Origin of the sequence: Variovorax sp. Varisp41 (genome assembly GCF_047325085.1) — a bacterium.
Classification (GTDB): domain Bacteria; phylum Pseudomonadota; class Gammaproteobacteria; order Burkholderiales; family Burkholderiaceae_C; genus Variovorax.
Window position 1 is genome coordinate 5,143,940 of sequence record NZ_CP168540.1, and the last position, 13,498, is coordinate 5,157,437.

At 69.9% G+C, this 13,498-nt stretch carries 13 protein-coding genes; 7 read left to right on the forward strand and 6 right to left on the reverse strand.

The window, feature by feature from the left end:
- Positions 1-8: 8 nt before the first annotated feature.
- On the reverse strand, positions 9-827 hold the full coding sequence (locus tag ACEN9J_RS23740; protein ID WP_413762223.1) for a metallophosphoesterase family protein: 819 nt from the start codon (positions 825-827) through the stop codon (positions 9-11).
- On the reverse strand, positions 824-1,813 hold the full coding sequence (locus ACEN9J_RS23745; protein WP_057597928.1) for a diacylglycerol/lipid kinase family protein: 990 nt from the start codon (positions 1,811-1,813) through the stop codon (positions 824-826). Before ACEN9J_RS23745 ends, ACEN9J_RS23740 begins: the two co-directional genes overlap by 4 nt.
- 271 nt (positions 1,814-2,084) lie before the next feature.
- Between ACEN9J_RS23745 and glyQ the strand changes: the two genes are divergently transcribed.
- The 7 genes from glyQ to ACEN9J_RS23780 are packed head-to-tail and all read left to right on the forward strand — an operon-like array spanning position 2,085 to position 8,461.
- Complete coding sequence (glyQ, locus tag ACEN9J_RS23750; protein ID WP_057596589.1) at positions 2,085-2,993, forward strand: glycine--tRNA ligase subunit alpha; 909 nt, start codon at positions 2,085-2,087, stop codon at positions 2,991-2,993.
- Between the two features lie 15 nt (positions 2,994-3,008).
- The gene (gene glyS, locus ACEN9J_RS23755) at positions 3,009-5,141 is read left to right on the forward strand and encodes a glycine--tRNA ligase subunit beta (protein ID WP_413762224.1); all 2,133 of its coding nucleotides are present in this window, start codon (positions 3,009-3,011) and stop codon (positions 5,139-5,141) included.
- Between the two features lie 28 nt (positions 5,142-5,169).
- Positions 5,170-5,499, forward strand: coding sequence for a hypothetical protein (locus tag ACEN9J_RS23760; protein WP_261217264.1), 330 nt, complete (start codon positions 5,170-5,172; stop codon positions 5,497-5,499).
- Entirely contained in the window at positions 5,496-6,032 is a 537-nt protein-coding gene (locus tag ACEN9J_RS23765) for a DUF6036 family nucleotidyltransferase (RefSeq protein ID WP_093348278.1), read from the forward strand. Before ACEN9J_RS23760 ends, ACEN9J_RS23765 begins: the two co-directional genes overlap by 4 nt.
- Positions 6,029-6,610: a D-glycero-beta-D-manno-heptose 1,7-bisphosphate 7-phosphatase gene (gene gmhB, locus ACEN9J_RS23770; RefSeq protein ID WP_172705816.1), complete on the forward strand. Its 582-nt coding sequence runs from the start codon at positions 6,029-6,031 to the stop codon at positions 6,608-6,610. The genes ACEN9J_RS23765 and gmhB overlap by 4 nt, the downstream gene beginning before the upstream one ends.
- Entirely contained in the window at positions 6,610-7,401 is a 792-nt protein-coding gene (locus ACEN9J_RS23775) for a lysophospholipid acyltransferase family protein (RefSeq protein WP_057596586.1), read from the forward strand. The genes gmhB and ACEN9J_RS23775 overlap by 1 nt, the downstream gene beginning before the upstream one ends.
- A gap of 55 nt (positions 7,402-7,456) precedes the next feature.
- Positions 7,457-8,461, forward strand: a complete 1,005-nt coding sequence (locus tag ACEN9J_RS23780; RefSeq protein ID WP_413764606.1) for a M48 family metallopeptidase — start codon at positions 7,457-7,459, stop codon at positions 8,459-8,461.
- A 129-nt stretch (positions 8,462-8,590) separates the two neighbouring features.
- On the opposite strand, the gene ACEN9J_RS23785 is transcribed toward ACEN9J_RS23780, so the two are convergent.
- The 4 genes from ACEN9J_RS23785 to ACEN9J_RS23800 all read right to left on the reverse strand — a co-directional run bounded on the left by ACEN9J_RS23785 (position 8,591) and on the right by ACEN9J_RS23800 (position 13,481).
- Complete coding sequence (locus ACEN9J_RS23785) at positions 8,591-9,721, reverse strand: IS481 family transposase (RefSeq protein WP_413762117.1); 1,131 nt, start codon at positions 9,719-9,721, stop codon at positions 8,591-8,593.
- 657 nt (positions 9,722-10,378) lie between these two features.
- On the reverse strand, positions 10,379-11,155 hold the full coding sequence (locus ACEN9J_RS23790) for an SDR family oxidoreductase (RefSeq protein ID WP_057596584.1): 777 nt from the start codon (positions 11,153-11,155) through the stop codon (positions 10,379-10,381).
- Positions 11,156-11,250: 95 nt separating this feature from the next.
- Complete coding sequence (locus ACEN9J_RS23795) at positions 11,251-12,183, reverse strand: pseudouridine synthase (protein ID WP_413762225.1); 933 nt, start codon at positions 12,181-12,183, stop codon at positions 11,251-11,253.
- Positions 12,180-13,481 (reverse strand): leucine-rich repeat-containing protein kinase family protein, encoded by a 1,302-nt coding sequence (locus ACEN9J_RS23800; RefSeq protein ID WP_413764608.1) that lies wholly within the window; start codon positions 13,479-13,481, stop codon positions 12,180-12,182. Before ACEN9J_RS23800 ends, ACEN9J_RS23795 begins: the two co-directional genes overlap by 4 nt.
- Positions 13,482-13,498 lie beyond the last annotated feature (17 nt).

The window sequence follows — 13,498 nt, forward strand, 5'->3', positions numbered from 1 at the left end:
GGCGCACCCTAAAGCGGCGCCGCCGCGCTGGCAAGCGAAAGCCTTACGGCGTCGGCGAGCACGAAGGCCTGGCGCTCGGCTGCGTAGTCCCAGCGCTCGACCATGCAAGCGTGCGCGCCATCGTCGCGCCGCACCACGTTGACCGAGTTCGGATGCCCCGCGCGCACGCGCCACGACACCGCCGTGCCCGCCTGCACCGCCCACATCGGCCGCGGGACATCGACGAGGCATTCGTGCAGCGGCAGCACGAAGGGCAGGTGGATGTGGCCGCCGAGCACCAGGTCGGCACCGGCCTGGGCCCAGCGCGCCGCGGCGGCCTCGCCGCCATGCAGCCGGTTGCCGATGTCCTCGCGCCGCGTCACCGCCACCGGCTGGTGCGTGACCACCACGCGCAGCTGCGAAGGCGTCGCCGCGGCGAGCCGTCGCGCCACGCGCTCGACCTGCGCGCGCGACACCTCGCCGTCCTCGTGGCGCCAGCGGCGCGTGGTCTTGACGCCGATCGCCAGCCAGTCGGGCAGGTCGACCACCGGCTCGAGCTCGTCGCCGAAGGCCTCGCTGTAGCGGCCGTAGGGCGCGAAGGCGCGCGCCGCGAGCTGGAACAGCGGGATGTCGTGGTTGCCCGGGATCGCCAGCAGCGCCCGCGGCGCCAGCCGGTCGACGAAGGCACGCGCTGCCGCGAACTGCGCGCGCGTGGCGCGCTGGGTGATGTCGCCCGACAGCACCAGCAGCTCGGGCGCGAGCTCGCGCGCCAGCCGCTCGAGCGCCGCCAGCACCGGCGGCTGCTCGGTGCCGAAGTGCGGGTCGGACACCTGCAGCAACACGCTCATTGCTTGGCCGCCTCGAGCTCGGGCGCCACGTCGGGCCGTATCAGCCACAGCGGCTCGGGCGAGACGCGGAACAGCAGCGGCATCTCGGCCCAGCCGATCTCGCCGTCGGTCGCCACCTTCACGCGCCGCGGGCCGCGGCTGCCCGCGCGGCCGATGCGCACCGTCATCGATTCGAAGGGAAAGCTCAGCACCTCGTCGGCCTCGCCGAGCCGCCCGAGCGCGCCGCGCAGCAGCAGCCCCGGCATCGACAGCAGGCCATGGGGCTTGAGCGCCACCGCCGCCAGCTGCCCCTGCTCGGGCGCGTCGGCATGCTCGATGCCGATCTGCAGCAGCTGCAGCGGGTTGTTGCCCACGAACAGCGTGGGCGTGCGGATCGCGCGCTCCTGGCCGCGCCAGGCCATGCGCAGGTCGAGCGTGCGGTGGCCGCGCAGCACCGTGAGCAGGCCCGCGCCGAGCGCGATCAGGCGGTTGCGCCCGTAGCGCGACTTGTAGTGCTCGCGCTCCTCGAGCAGTTGGGCATACAGGCCCAGGCTGGCGTTGACCAGGAAGGCGCGGTCGTTGAGCAGTCCGACCTGCACCGGCCGCGGCGGCTGGGTCAGCAGCACCTCGAGCGCCTGCGCGGTGTCGCGCGGGATGCCGTGGGCGCGGCTGAAGTAGTTGAAGGTGCCCTGCGGCAGCACGCCGAAGGCGCAGCCGCTGCCCAGCGTGGCCTGGGCCACGGCATTGATCGTGCCGTCGCCGCCCGCGGCCACCACCACGCCCCCGGCGGCCCGCGCGCGCTCCACCGCCTCGCGCGCCAGCGCGCGCAGGCTGCCGGGGCCGTCGTCGGCGCTGCCGCGGTCGACCGTGAAGATGCGCAGCCGGCGGTCGGCCGCGGCGCAGCCTTCCTCGATGACCTCGCGGGCCTGGACGGCGTCCTCGCTGCCGGAGGCGGCATTGAGCACGATGAAGAGCGGGGTGTTCGGGCCGGTCTCGGGCACTGGCATGGGGTCGTTGGGGGCTGGGGGCTCGTGGGAGGGAGTCGGATCGGCGCGGCGGGCGGGCGTTCCCGGCCGGCTGAAAAAGCGTCGACCGCGCGGCCGTGGAAGACAGGGGCCCGCGCGGACCCCGGTTTGTCGCACGGCCCGCGCCCGGTCCGTGGCAGGCGCCTTCCCGACCCGCTGTGGGAGAGTTGCCCTCCGCCCGTAAAATCGCGGGCTTTCGCGGCGCACCGCCGCGCTTTCGTCCAACGCCCGGCCGCGCCGGCCGGCACCCTTCATGTTGACCTTCCAGCAAATCATTCTCAAATTGCAGTCGTACTGGGCCGACAAGGGCTGCGCGCTGCTGCAACCGTACGACATGGAAGTGGGCGCGGGCACCTCGCACACCGCCACCTTCCTGCGCGCGCTCGGCCCCGAGCCCTGGAAGGCCGCCTACGTGCAGCCCAGCCGCCGCCCCAAGGACGGCCGCTACGGCGAGAACCCGAACCGCCTGCAGCACTACTACCAGTACCAGGTCGTGCTCAAGCCCGCGCCCGCGAACATCCTCGAGCTCTACCTCGGCAGCCTCGAGGCGCTGGGCTTCGACCTCAAGAAGAACGACATCCGCTTCGTCGAGGATGACTGGGAGAACCCCACGCTCGGCGCCTGGGGCCTGGGCTGGGAGGTCTGGCTCAACGGCATGGAGGTGACGCAGTTCACCTACTTCCAGCAGGTCGGCGGCATCGACTGCAAGCCGATCACCGGCGAGATCACCTACGGCCTCGAGCGCCTCGCGATGTACCTGCAGGGCGTGGACAACGTCTACAACCTCGTGTGGACCGAGGGCCTGAGCTACGGCGACGTCTACAAGCAGAACGAGGTCGAGCAGTCGACCTACAACTTCGAGCATTCCGATGCCGAGTTCCTGTTCACCGCCTTCGCCGCGCACGAGAAGCAGGCCAGGCACCTGATGGCCGAGCAGCTCGCGCTGCCGGCCTACGAGCAGGTGCTCAAGGCCGCGCACAGCTTCAACCTGCTCGACGCGCGCGGCGCGATCAGCGTGACCGAACGCGCGGCCTACATCGGCCGCATCCGCAACCTCGCGCGCAGCGTGGCGCAGAGCTACTACGACAGCCGGGAACGGCTGGGCTTCCCGATGGCACCGCGCGAATGGGTCGCGCAGATCGCACCGAAGAAGGCCGCCTGAGCGATGACGACCCCCATGAACAAGACCTCCCTGCTGGTTGAACTGTTTGTCGAAGAACTGCCGCCGAAGGCGCTGAAGAAGCTCGGCGAGGCCTTCGCGGGCGTGCTGCGCGAACAGCTCGTGGCCCAGGGCCTGGCCGAGGCCGGCTCGGTGCTCACGCCCTTCGCCTCGCCGCGCCGCCTGGCCGCGCACCTCACGCACGTGGCCGAGCGCGCCGCCGACAAGGCCGTCTCGCAGAAGCTGATGCCCGTGGCCGTGGGGCTCGATGCCTCGGGCCAGCCCACGCCCGCGCTGCTCAAGCGCCTGGGCGCGCTCGGCGCCGACGCCTCGGCCGTGCCCGGCCTCAAGCGCGCCATGGACGGCAAGGCCGAAGCCCTGTTCTACGAGAGCACCGCCAAGGGCGCCACCCTGGCCGAGGGCCTGCAGAAGGCGCTGGCCGAAGCCATCGCCAAGCTGCCGATCCCGAAGGTCATGAGCTACCAGCTCGAGAGCGGCTGCGAGCTGCCGGGCTGGAGCAGCGTGAGCTTCGTGCGCCCCGCGCACGGCCTGGTCGCGCTGCACGGCGATGCCGTGGTGGCGATCGAGGCGCTGGGCCTCAAGGCCGGCCGCGAAACGCATGGCCACCGCTTCGAGGCCGCGGTCGATCCCGTGGTGCTGCGCAATGCCGACAGCTACGCGCTGCAGCTGCGCGACGAAGGCGCGGTGATCGCGAGCTTCGAGGCGCGCCGCGCCGAGATCGCGCGCCAGCTCGCCGCGGCCGCGGTCCAGGTCGGCGGCGGCTCGGTGCCGATCCACGACGACGCGCTGCTCGACGAGGTGACGGCGCTGGTCGAGCGCCCCAACGTGCTGGTCTGCAGCTTCGAGCGCGAATTCCTCGAGGTGCCGCAGGAATGCCTGATCCTCACGATGAAGGCGAACCAGAAGTACTTCCCGCTGCTCGATGCGTCGAGCAAGCTCACCAACCGGTTCCTGGTCGTCAGCAACATCAGCCCCGACGATGCCAGCGCCGTCATCGGCGGCAACGAGCGCGTGGTGCGCCCGCGCCTGGCCGACGCCAAGTTCTTCTTCGACCAGGACCGCAAGAAGACGCTGGCCTCGCGCGTCGCGTCGCTGGGCAAGGTGGTCTATCACAACAAGCTAGGCACCCAGGGCGAGCGCGTGGAGCGCGTGATGCGCATCGCGCGCGCCATCGCCGAGAAGCTCGGCGATGCCAACGTGGCGCGCCAGGCTGTGCAGGCCGCCCAGCTGGCCAAGGCCGACCTCGTGACCGACATGGTCGGCGAGTTCCCCGAGCTGCAGGGCATCATGGGCCGCTACTACGCGCTGCACGACGGCCTCGACGCGGCCGTGGCCGATGCCATCGAGGACCACTACAAGCCGCGCTTCGCGGGCGACGAACTGCCGCGCGACAGCGTGGGCCTGGTGGTCGCGCTGGCCGACAAGCTCGAGACCCTGGTCGGCATGTTCGGCATCGGCAACCTGCCCACCGGCGACCGCGATCCGTTCGCGCTGCGCCGCCATGCGCTCGGCACGATCCGCATGCTGATCGAGAAGAACCTGCCGCTGGACCTCGACGCGCTGCTGGCCGGGGCCGCCGCGCAGTTCCAGGGCATCGCGGGCTTCGATGCCTCCAAGGCCACGGTCGAGCTGCAGGACTTCATTCTCGACCGCCTCGCCGGCAGCCTGCGCGAGCAGGGCGCCAGCGCGCAGGAAGTCGACGCCGTGCTGGCCCCGCGCCCGCAGCGCCTGGGCCAGGTGCCCCAGCTGCTCGCCGCCGTGCGCGCCTTCGCCGTGCTGCCCGCCGCCGCCGCGCTGGCCGCGGCCAACAAGCGCATCGGCAACATCCTCAAGAAGGCCCCCGAGGCCGACGCCCACGTCAGCGAGCTGCTGCTGCAGGAGCCCGCCGAGAAGGCGCTGCATGCCGCCATGGCGCAGGTGGTGCCCGCCGCCAACGCCCAGTTCGATGCCGGCGACTACACCGCCTCGCTGCAGACCCTGGCCGCGTTGCGCGAACCGGTCGATGCCTTCTTCGACGGCGTGATGGTCAATGCCGAGCAGGCCGACCTGCGGCTCAACCGGCTGGGGCTGCTGATGTCGCTGCATGCCGCGATGAACCGCGTGGCGCAGCTCGAGCGGCTGGCTGTCTGAAGACCGTCGCTCGATAATCCGATCGCGCATGAACCGCCAACAGCAACTGGATCAGTTCTCCCTCGCCCTGCACCAGCGGGCGGTGGCGGTGCTGCGCCAGGAGCCCGCATTGCGCGAGCAGGCCCGCCGCACCCTCGAACGGTGGCGCCAGCAGTCGGGCCCCACGCGCTCCGACGTGCTGTGGGACGAGTGGGAGCGTCTTCTCGCCGGCGATGCCGGCGTGCTCGAAGATGCCGCGCTCGTCGAGTCCGAGCATGGACAGCTCATGCGCAGCGTGTCGCCACTCGGCGGCCTCGTCTCGCAGGTCGAACGAATGGCATTGCTCAAGCAGGCGCGCGAGCAGGCCGCGACCCCATGAAGCTCGAAGAACTGCAGCATGTATTGCGCGCTTCCGCGGCGATCTCGAAAGAAAGTTCTTTTGTGGTCGTCGGCAGTCAGGCCGTGTTGCTGCTGCTCGATCAACCGCCCGAGTCGCTGCTGGTATCGCGCGAAATCGATCTCTACCCCGCGCTGCATCCGGAGCGCGCCGATCTGATCGACGGTGCGATCGGTATGCACTCGAGCTTTCACGAGACCTTCGGTTATTTCGCCGATGGTGTCGGGCCCGAGACCGCCGTCATGCCCGGCGACTGGATGAGTCGTGCCAGCCTGCACTACGTCGGCGAGATCACGGCCATCTGTCCGGAACTGCACGACCTGGTCGTCTCCAAGTGCGTGGCCGGTCGCGAGAAGGACGCCGATTTCGTGCGCGAGCTGTTGAAGCAGGACCTGGTATCGCTCGATACGCTGGTGCAGCGCATCGGCATGCTGGACGCGGCGAAGTACCCGCTGCCGCATCTGGTCGCCTGGGTGAAGCGACGCAAGCTGGAGTCTGAAGGAACACCTCCATGAAACTCGTGATCCTCGACCGCAACGGCACGATCAACGTGCACCGCGAAGACTTCGTGAAGAGCGACACCGAGTGGACGCCGCTGCCCGGTGCGCTCGAGGCCGTGGCGCGGCTCAACCATGCGGGCTGGCACGTGGTGATCGCGTCGAACCAGTCGGGCCTGGGGCGCGGCCTGTTCGACATGGCCTCGCTCAATGCGATGCACGCCAAGATGCACAAGATGCTCGCGGCCGTGGGCGGGCGTGTCGATGCGGTGTTCTATTGCCCGCACAGCCCCGACGAGGACTGCGAATGCCGCAAGCCCAAGCCGGGCCTGTTCCAGCAGATCGGCGACCGCTTCGGCATCGACCTGGCCGGCGTGCCGACCGCGGGCGACAGCCTGCGCGACCTGCAGGCCGGCGCGGCCGCCGGCTGCGAACCGCACCTGCTGCTGACCGGCATGGGCGCGGCCTGCCGCGGCTTCGATCCGCTGCCTCCCGAATATCCGGCGGACACGAGGGTGCACGAAGACCTCGCCGCTTTCGTCGACTTCCTGCTCGCGCGCGAGGCGCGGGCCGAATCCATGCAGGTGGCTCTCTGATGGCGTTGCTCCGTTCCGTTCTCCACGCGCTGTGGATGTTCGTCACCGTCGTCCCCTGGGCGATCATCATGCTGGTGTGCTCGATCTGGATGCGCGGCATACCGCTCTATTGGATGGCGGCGCGCTGGCTCTCCTGGGCCGTCGGCAGCGGCGCGCGCGCGCTCCTGGGCATCCGGCTGCGCGTGAGCGGCATGGAGAACCTGCCGGCCGACAAGCTCGCGGGCGCGATCCTGCTGGTCAAGCACCAGTCCACGCTCGAGACCTTCCTGATGCCCACGCTGATGCCGCATCCGCTGGCTTACGTGTTCAAGAAGGAGCTGCTCTACGTGCCCTTCTTCGGCTGGGCCATGGGCCGGCTGGACATGATCCACATCGACCGCAGCCAGCGCGCCCAGGCCTTCAACAAGGTGGTGAGCCAGGGCCGCAAGCTGCTCGCGCAGGGCATCTGGATCATCATGTTCCCCGAGGGTACGCGCATCCCGCGCGGCCAGAAGGGCACCTACAAGAGCGGCGGCACGCGCCTGGCCTGCGAGACCGGCGTGCCCGTGATCCCGATCGCCGTGACCTCGGCCAAGGTCTGGCCGCGCAAGGCCTTCATCAAGCGCTCCGGCGTGGTCGACGTGTCGATCGGCGTGCCGATCTCGAGCGCGGGCCGCAAGCCCGACGAACTGATGCGCGAGGTCGAGGCCTGGATCGAGGCCGAGATGCACCGCCTCGATCCCGAGGCGTACCGCGATGCCGATGCCACCGGTGGCGTGGCCGGCGGTGCCGCGGTCGAGAAGGTGGGTTGAAGGCGTTCGCGCCTTCGACCGTCGTTTCTTTCTTGTCGATCACCGGACATCGAGCATGCGGGAGCTGATGCAGCTGGCGCTGGACCTGTTCGGCGATGGCGCCGTGGCCGCGCCGCCGCCCGCCGCGCCGCGCGCCCGCAAGAGCCCGGGCCCGGCACGGCCGCGCGCGCGCCAGCCCGGCAGCCTCGTGCCCGACGCGCTGCCCTTCGCGGTGCCGCCGGTGGTGGCCGTGCCCACCACCACGGTGCCGCTGGTCGAGGACCCGCGTCCGGCCGTGCCGCTGGCCGACACCCTGGCGCCCGCGAGCTTCGTGCATCCGCAGGCTTCGCGCGAGCTGATGCTGGGCGCGGCGCGCGTCGCCTACGAATTCAAGCGCGGCAAGCGCCGCACCATCGGCTTCGTCGTCGGCGCCGAAGGCCTGTCGGTGCGCGCGCCGCGCTGGGTCGCGCTGCGCGACGTCGATGCCGCGATCCGCGAGAAGGGCGACTGGATCCTGCGCAAGCTCGCCGAGACGCAGCAGCGCCACGCGCGCGTCGAGGCCACGCGCATCGACTGGAAGGACGGCGCGGGCTTTCCCTTCCTCGGCGAACCGGTGGTGGTGCGGCTCGATCCGAAGCATGGCTTCGAGGGCGTGGGCGGGGCGCTCGATGCGGGCGACGGCACGGGTCCGCGGCTGCTGCGGCTGGCCGTGGCGCAGAACGCCGAGCCGTCGCAGATCCGCGATGCGGCGCAGGCCTGGCTGATGCGGCAGGCACGCAAGCTGTTCATCGAGCGGCTCGATCACTTCGCGCCGCTGCTGGGGGTGCGGTGGGCGAAGCTGTCGTTGTCGAATGCGGCGACGCGGTGGGGGAGTGCGAGTGCGGATGGGTCGATTCGGCTGAACTGGCGGTTGATCCACTTTCGGTTGTCGGTGATCGACTATGTGGTGGCGCATGAGTTGGCGCATCTGCGGGTGATGGATCACTCGCATCGGTTCTGGGAGACCGTTGAAAGCGTGGTGCCGGATTACGATGTGTTGAGGCAGCAGTTGAAGGATGAGGCTGTGCCTCGGTGGGGGTGAGTTTTCTTTTTTAGGCTGTCGGCCGGGTCTCGCCCCGGCGGGCGAGTCACTTTCTTTTGCTTCGTGTATGGACCGGAGACATGGGTGACACATGTGCGAGGACATGGTGGACACATTCTGCATGGTGGCTCAGGCCTCGCGCAGGTCGATCTCGCGCAGCTTGTGGTGCACGAAGTAGACGTCGTAGCAGCCCTCTCGCCCGGGCTGCGCGCGCAGCGCGATCTCGTGGTCCTTAAGTGCTGCGGACACCTTGAAGCGCTTGCTCTTGAAGCGCACCTCCCCCAGCCAGCCGACCTTCACCACCGTGTCGTTCGGGCCGTACTCGAGCGGTGGCAGCGTCCTCGGATAGGCCCTCTCGCTGGCGCGATACCGGCTCGCCGGGGTGTTCATGCCCAGCGCCTGGTGCGGGCGCTCATGGTTGTAGATACGCCTCCAGCGATCGAACTGCTGCTGTGCCTGCGCCAGATCCTGGAAGCTGCGCCCGGCCAGCAACTCCGCCTTCAGGCTGCGATGGAAGCGCTCGTCCTTGCCGTTGGTCTGCGGGTGATAGGGGCTGCTGAAGCTCACCCGCACGCCCAGGCGGATGAGCCACAGCGCGAGTTCGCTGAGCTGGCCCGGCTCGCGCGGACTGCCCCAGGGTGCGCCGTTGTCCGCATTGATGCGCACCGGCAGACCGTAGCGGGAGAAGACGTCCTGCAACTGCTCCTTCACGCTGGCCGTTTGCTGGCGGGCACAGGCGCGCAGGGCCAGGTTGTAGCGAGAGTGGTCGTCCAGCAGCGTCAGCGGATGGCAGGGCCCCGCTGCGGTGGACACGTAGCCCTTGAAGTCGATCTGCCAGAGGCTGTTGGGCGCCTCGTGCTCGAAGCGCTGCCAGGCGGTGGCCGCACTGCTGGCCTGGACGCTGATGAGGCCGTGGCGCTTGAGGATGGAGTTGACGGTGCTCGGAGCCAGGCAACCCTGTCCGAGGTCACTCAGGCGCCGTGCGAGCTTGCGTGCGCCCCAGGCAGGGTGCTGCTGGCGCAGCGAGACGATGGATTGTTGAAGTTCGGGCGAGGTCTCGCCGGGGCTGTGGTGCGGGCGGCGACTGGCATCGCCCAGGCCGGCGGCACCCAGCGTGGCGCTGCGTGCGAGCCATTTGTAGCCGGTCTGCGGGCTGATGCCGAAGCGCCGGCACAGCTCACGCCGATTGGCACCTTCCTGGCGTGCCAGGGCAACGAACTCTTCTCTCAGGCTCATGGTGTCTCGGGTGCTCCAGGGCATGGTCGTCTTCCGATCGGGCGATACGCCCGATGGTGTCCACCATGTCCTCGCACACCTGTCCACCATGTGCCCGGTCCATACAGCTTCGCCAAAAGAAAGTAACCAAAGAAAAGGCGACCCACTGTCTGCGACCCCTTCGCTGCGCTACGGGGCAACCTGCGGTGCTCGCGTTTCGCGGGGTCTCGCAGAACTCGCTCCGCTGCGCTGCGCTCAGACAGCTGCGAGCCCTTATCCGCGAAACGCTGCGCTCCTCGGCGCAGCCAGAGGGGGGGGGTCGGGCCATCGCGATGCTCGGCCCAGCAGACCCTTCGGGCCTTTGCTTCGCTCGGCCTTAGTGGAAGATCCAGGGCCTACGCATGCGCACTCCCCACACAAGGACGCGCCACGGCGCGTTGACCCTAGTCCCCTCTGGCTGTGCCGAGGAGCGCAGGGGAAAGCGGGATAAGGGCCGCAGCTGTCTGAGCGGAACGAAGTGCAGCGAGTTCTGCGGACCCCCGCTTTCTCCGAGCACCGCAGGTTGCCCGCAGCGAAGCGGAGGGACACAGACAGCGGGGTCGCCTTTTCTTTGGTTACTTTCTCTTGGCGAGACAAGAGAAAGTGACTCGCCCGCCGGGGCGAGACCCGGCCAACAGCCTCAACAAAAACGCAGCAAGAAAATCAACGCGCGTGCGTCACACCCCCATCGACAACCAACGTAGACCCCATCACATAGTCCCCCGCATCAGAAGCCAGATAAATCGCCGCCCCCGCCATGTCCTCGGGCTTCCCGATCCGCCCCGCCGGAATCCGCCCCTTGATCTCATCCCCATGGTCCCGGGCATCCTTGTTCATGCTCGAAGCAAAGGCCCCCGGCGCAATCGCACTCACCACGATCCCGTCCTGTGCCAGCCGCAGCGCCATGCGCCGCGTGAGTTGGATCAGCCCCGCCTTGCTCGCCGCGTACGAGTAGGTCTCCTGCGGATTCACCGAGATCCCGTCGATCGAAGCGATGTTGATCACCTTCGCCAGGTGATCGCCCCCCGCGGCCGCCTTCTTCAGCAACGGCGTCAACGCCTGCGTCAGGAAGAACGGCGTCTTGAGGTTCAGGTCCACCACCTTGTCCCAGCCGCTCTCCGGAAACTCCGCATAGGGCGCCCCCCAGGCGGCACCGGCGTTGTTGACGAGGATGTCCAGCGACGACTCATGCTTCGCGAACGCGGCGACCAGCGCCTGCGCACCTTCGAGCGTCGACACGTCGGCCGGCAGCGACACGCAATGCCCGAAGGCCGACAGTTCCTGGGCGGTCTGGTCGCAGGCCTCGGCCTTGCGCGCCGAGATGTAGACCCGTGCGCCCTGCGCCAGGTAGCCCTCGGCGATCATGCGGCCGATGCCGCGCGAGCCGCCGGTGATGAGGGCGGTGCGGCCCTGGAGCGAGAAGAGTCGGGTGGTGTCCATGTGCGGCGTCTCCTGGTGTGCGTGGGGCCGCCCGATGGAGGAAAGGCAAGGGCAGCCGGAGGCCGCAGCTTAGTGCCGGCGTCGCGCCGCGGGCGTCACCTTGGCGCCAGCAGCAGGCGCAGCTGGCTGTCGAAGCGGCGCGGTTCGCCGGTCAGGGGATCGGTGAAGGCGATGGAGCGCGCCAGCAGTTGCAGCGGCCGGTCGAAGTCGTCGGTGTCGACCGGCGTCAGTACCGGATAGAAGGGGTCGTTCACGATCGGCATGCCCAGCGCCAGGCAATGCACGCGCAACTGGTGCCGCCGGCCCGTGACCGGCGAGAGCGCGAGGTGCGCGAGCCCGTCGAACGCCTTCAGCACCGCGATGCCGGTCTCGGAGTTGGGCTCGCCGGGCGCTTCCTTCACCTGCATGAAGTGCGCGTCGTCGACCAGCCGGCTGCGGTAGACGGGCGGCAGCGCGGCCGCGGCGGCCTCGCCGCCGGGCAGCGGCACGATCGCCTCGTAGTCCTTGTGCACCGTGCGCTGCGCGAACATGGTCTGGTAGGCGCCGCGTGTCTCGGGCCGCACGGAGAACAGCACCAGGCCCGCGGTGCTGCGGTCGATGCGGTGCAGCGGCGACAGCGCCTCGATGCCGAGCTTGCGCTTGAGCCGCACCAGCAGGCTGTGGTGCAGGTACTTGCCGGTGGGCGTGACCGGCACGAAGTGCGGCTTGTCGACCACCAGCAGGTGCTCGTCGCGGTACAGCACCTGCTCCTCGAACGGGATCGCCGGCTCGGTGTCGAGCGCGCGGTAGTAGAAGACGCGCAGCGGCGCCTGGTAGCGGCGCTCGGGCGTGACGGGCACGCCGTGCTCGTCGACCACCTCGCCGTCGCGGATGCGCTGCATCCAGGCCTCGGGCGCGATCGCGGTGAAGCGCGCGATCAGGAAGTCGGCGATGGTCGGCCAGTGGTCCTCGGTCGGCAGGCCGACGCAGCTCGCGCTCACGCCGTCGCGCATCGGCAGCGGCGGATGGGCGAGGCGGCCGCGGCTCATGCGAGAGTCTCTTCGAGCAGCGCGGCGATCTCCGCGGCCGAAGGGCGCGAGGCCACCTCGGGCTGCAGGCAGCGATCGCGCAGCGCCATCATCGCAGGAGGCGGTTCATCGCAGCGCGCGGCCAGTTCCTCGAGCAGGCAGCCGAAGGCGCGCACCTCCAGTTGCCGCGCGCGCGCCGCGTCGCCGGCGGGCAGCGCATCGGCGAACCAGGCGGCGCCGAAGTCGCCCAGGCGCGCACCGTCTTCGGGATGCCAGAGGATGTTGTGCGCATAGAGGTCGCCATGCACCAGGCCGCGCGCATGCAGGTGCCGCATCGCCGCCGCGATGTCGCGCGCGATGCGCAGCGCGGTGCCTGCGGACCAGCGGGCGTCGTCGGCATAGACGTCGCGCGTGCACGAGGCGAGGCTCGGCGGCCCCGCGAGCGTGCGGAACGACGCCGGCACGCGCGCCATCACCAGGCCCTGCGTGCCCTCGGGATGGCCATCGATGCGGCCCTGCGCGCCGATGAGGGTGGCGTGCGCGCCGGCTGCGATGCTGGCCGCGAGCTCGCTGCGCGGCCAGCCGTCGCTGGTGACGGCCCCCTTGAACAGCTTGACCGCGACCGGCTCCCGCTCGTTCAGCAGCGCCTCGTGGATCACGCCCGAGGCGCCTTCGCCGAGCCGTGTGCCCAGTTGCAGCGCGTGCCAGTCGATGCGCGGCACCGCGAGCGCGAGCGCCGCGGCCTCCTCGTCGCGCGCATCGAAGGCATTGCCCGCGGCGGCCAGCCACGACAGCCGCGGCATCGACCACAGCCAGCCGGGCGGCGTGGCGAAGCGGTTGGCGGAGATGCGCAGCAGCTCGAGCCGCGTGCAGCCGGCCAGCGTCTCGGGCAGGCTGCTCAGGCGGTTGCCCGCGAGCATCAGCTTCTGCATGCGCGTGCAGTCGCCCAGCGTGTCGGGCAGGCGCTCGATCGCGTTGTCGGTCAGGATCAGCCAGCGCAGCGAGGGCGCGAGCGACGCGGCCGGCACCTCGGCGATGCGGTTGGCCTTGAAGCCGACGATGTCGAGGTTCGCGCAGTCGCCGATCGATTCGGGCAAGCGCGTGAAGCGGTTGTCGGAGCAGAACAGCACGCGCAGCCGGTGCAGCCGGCCCAGGTCGTCGGGCAGGCGGTCGAGCGCATTGCCCGTGAGGTTCAGCACCTCGAGCGTGTCGGCCAGCTCGAAAACTTCGCGCGGAAATTCCTCGAGGCCGCAGCTCAGGTCGAGCCGCGTGGCGCCCGTCAGCCGGCCCGCGCGCAGATCGGCCAGCGTGTGCGACATGTTCATGCCCGCGAGTC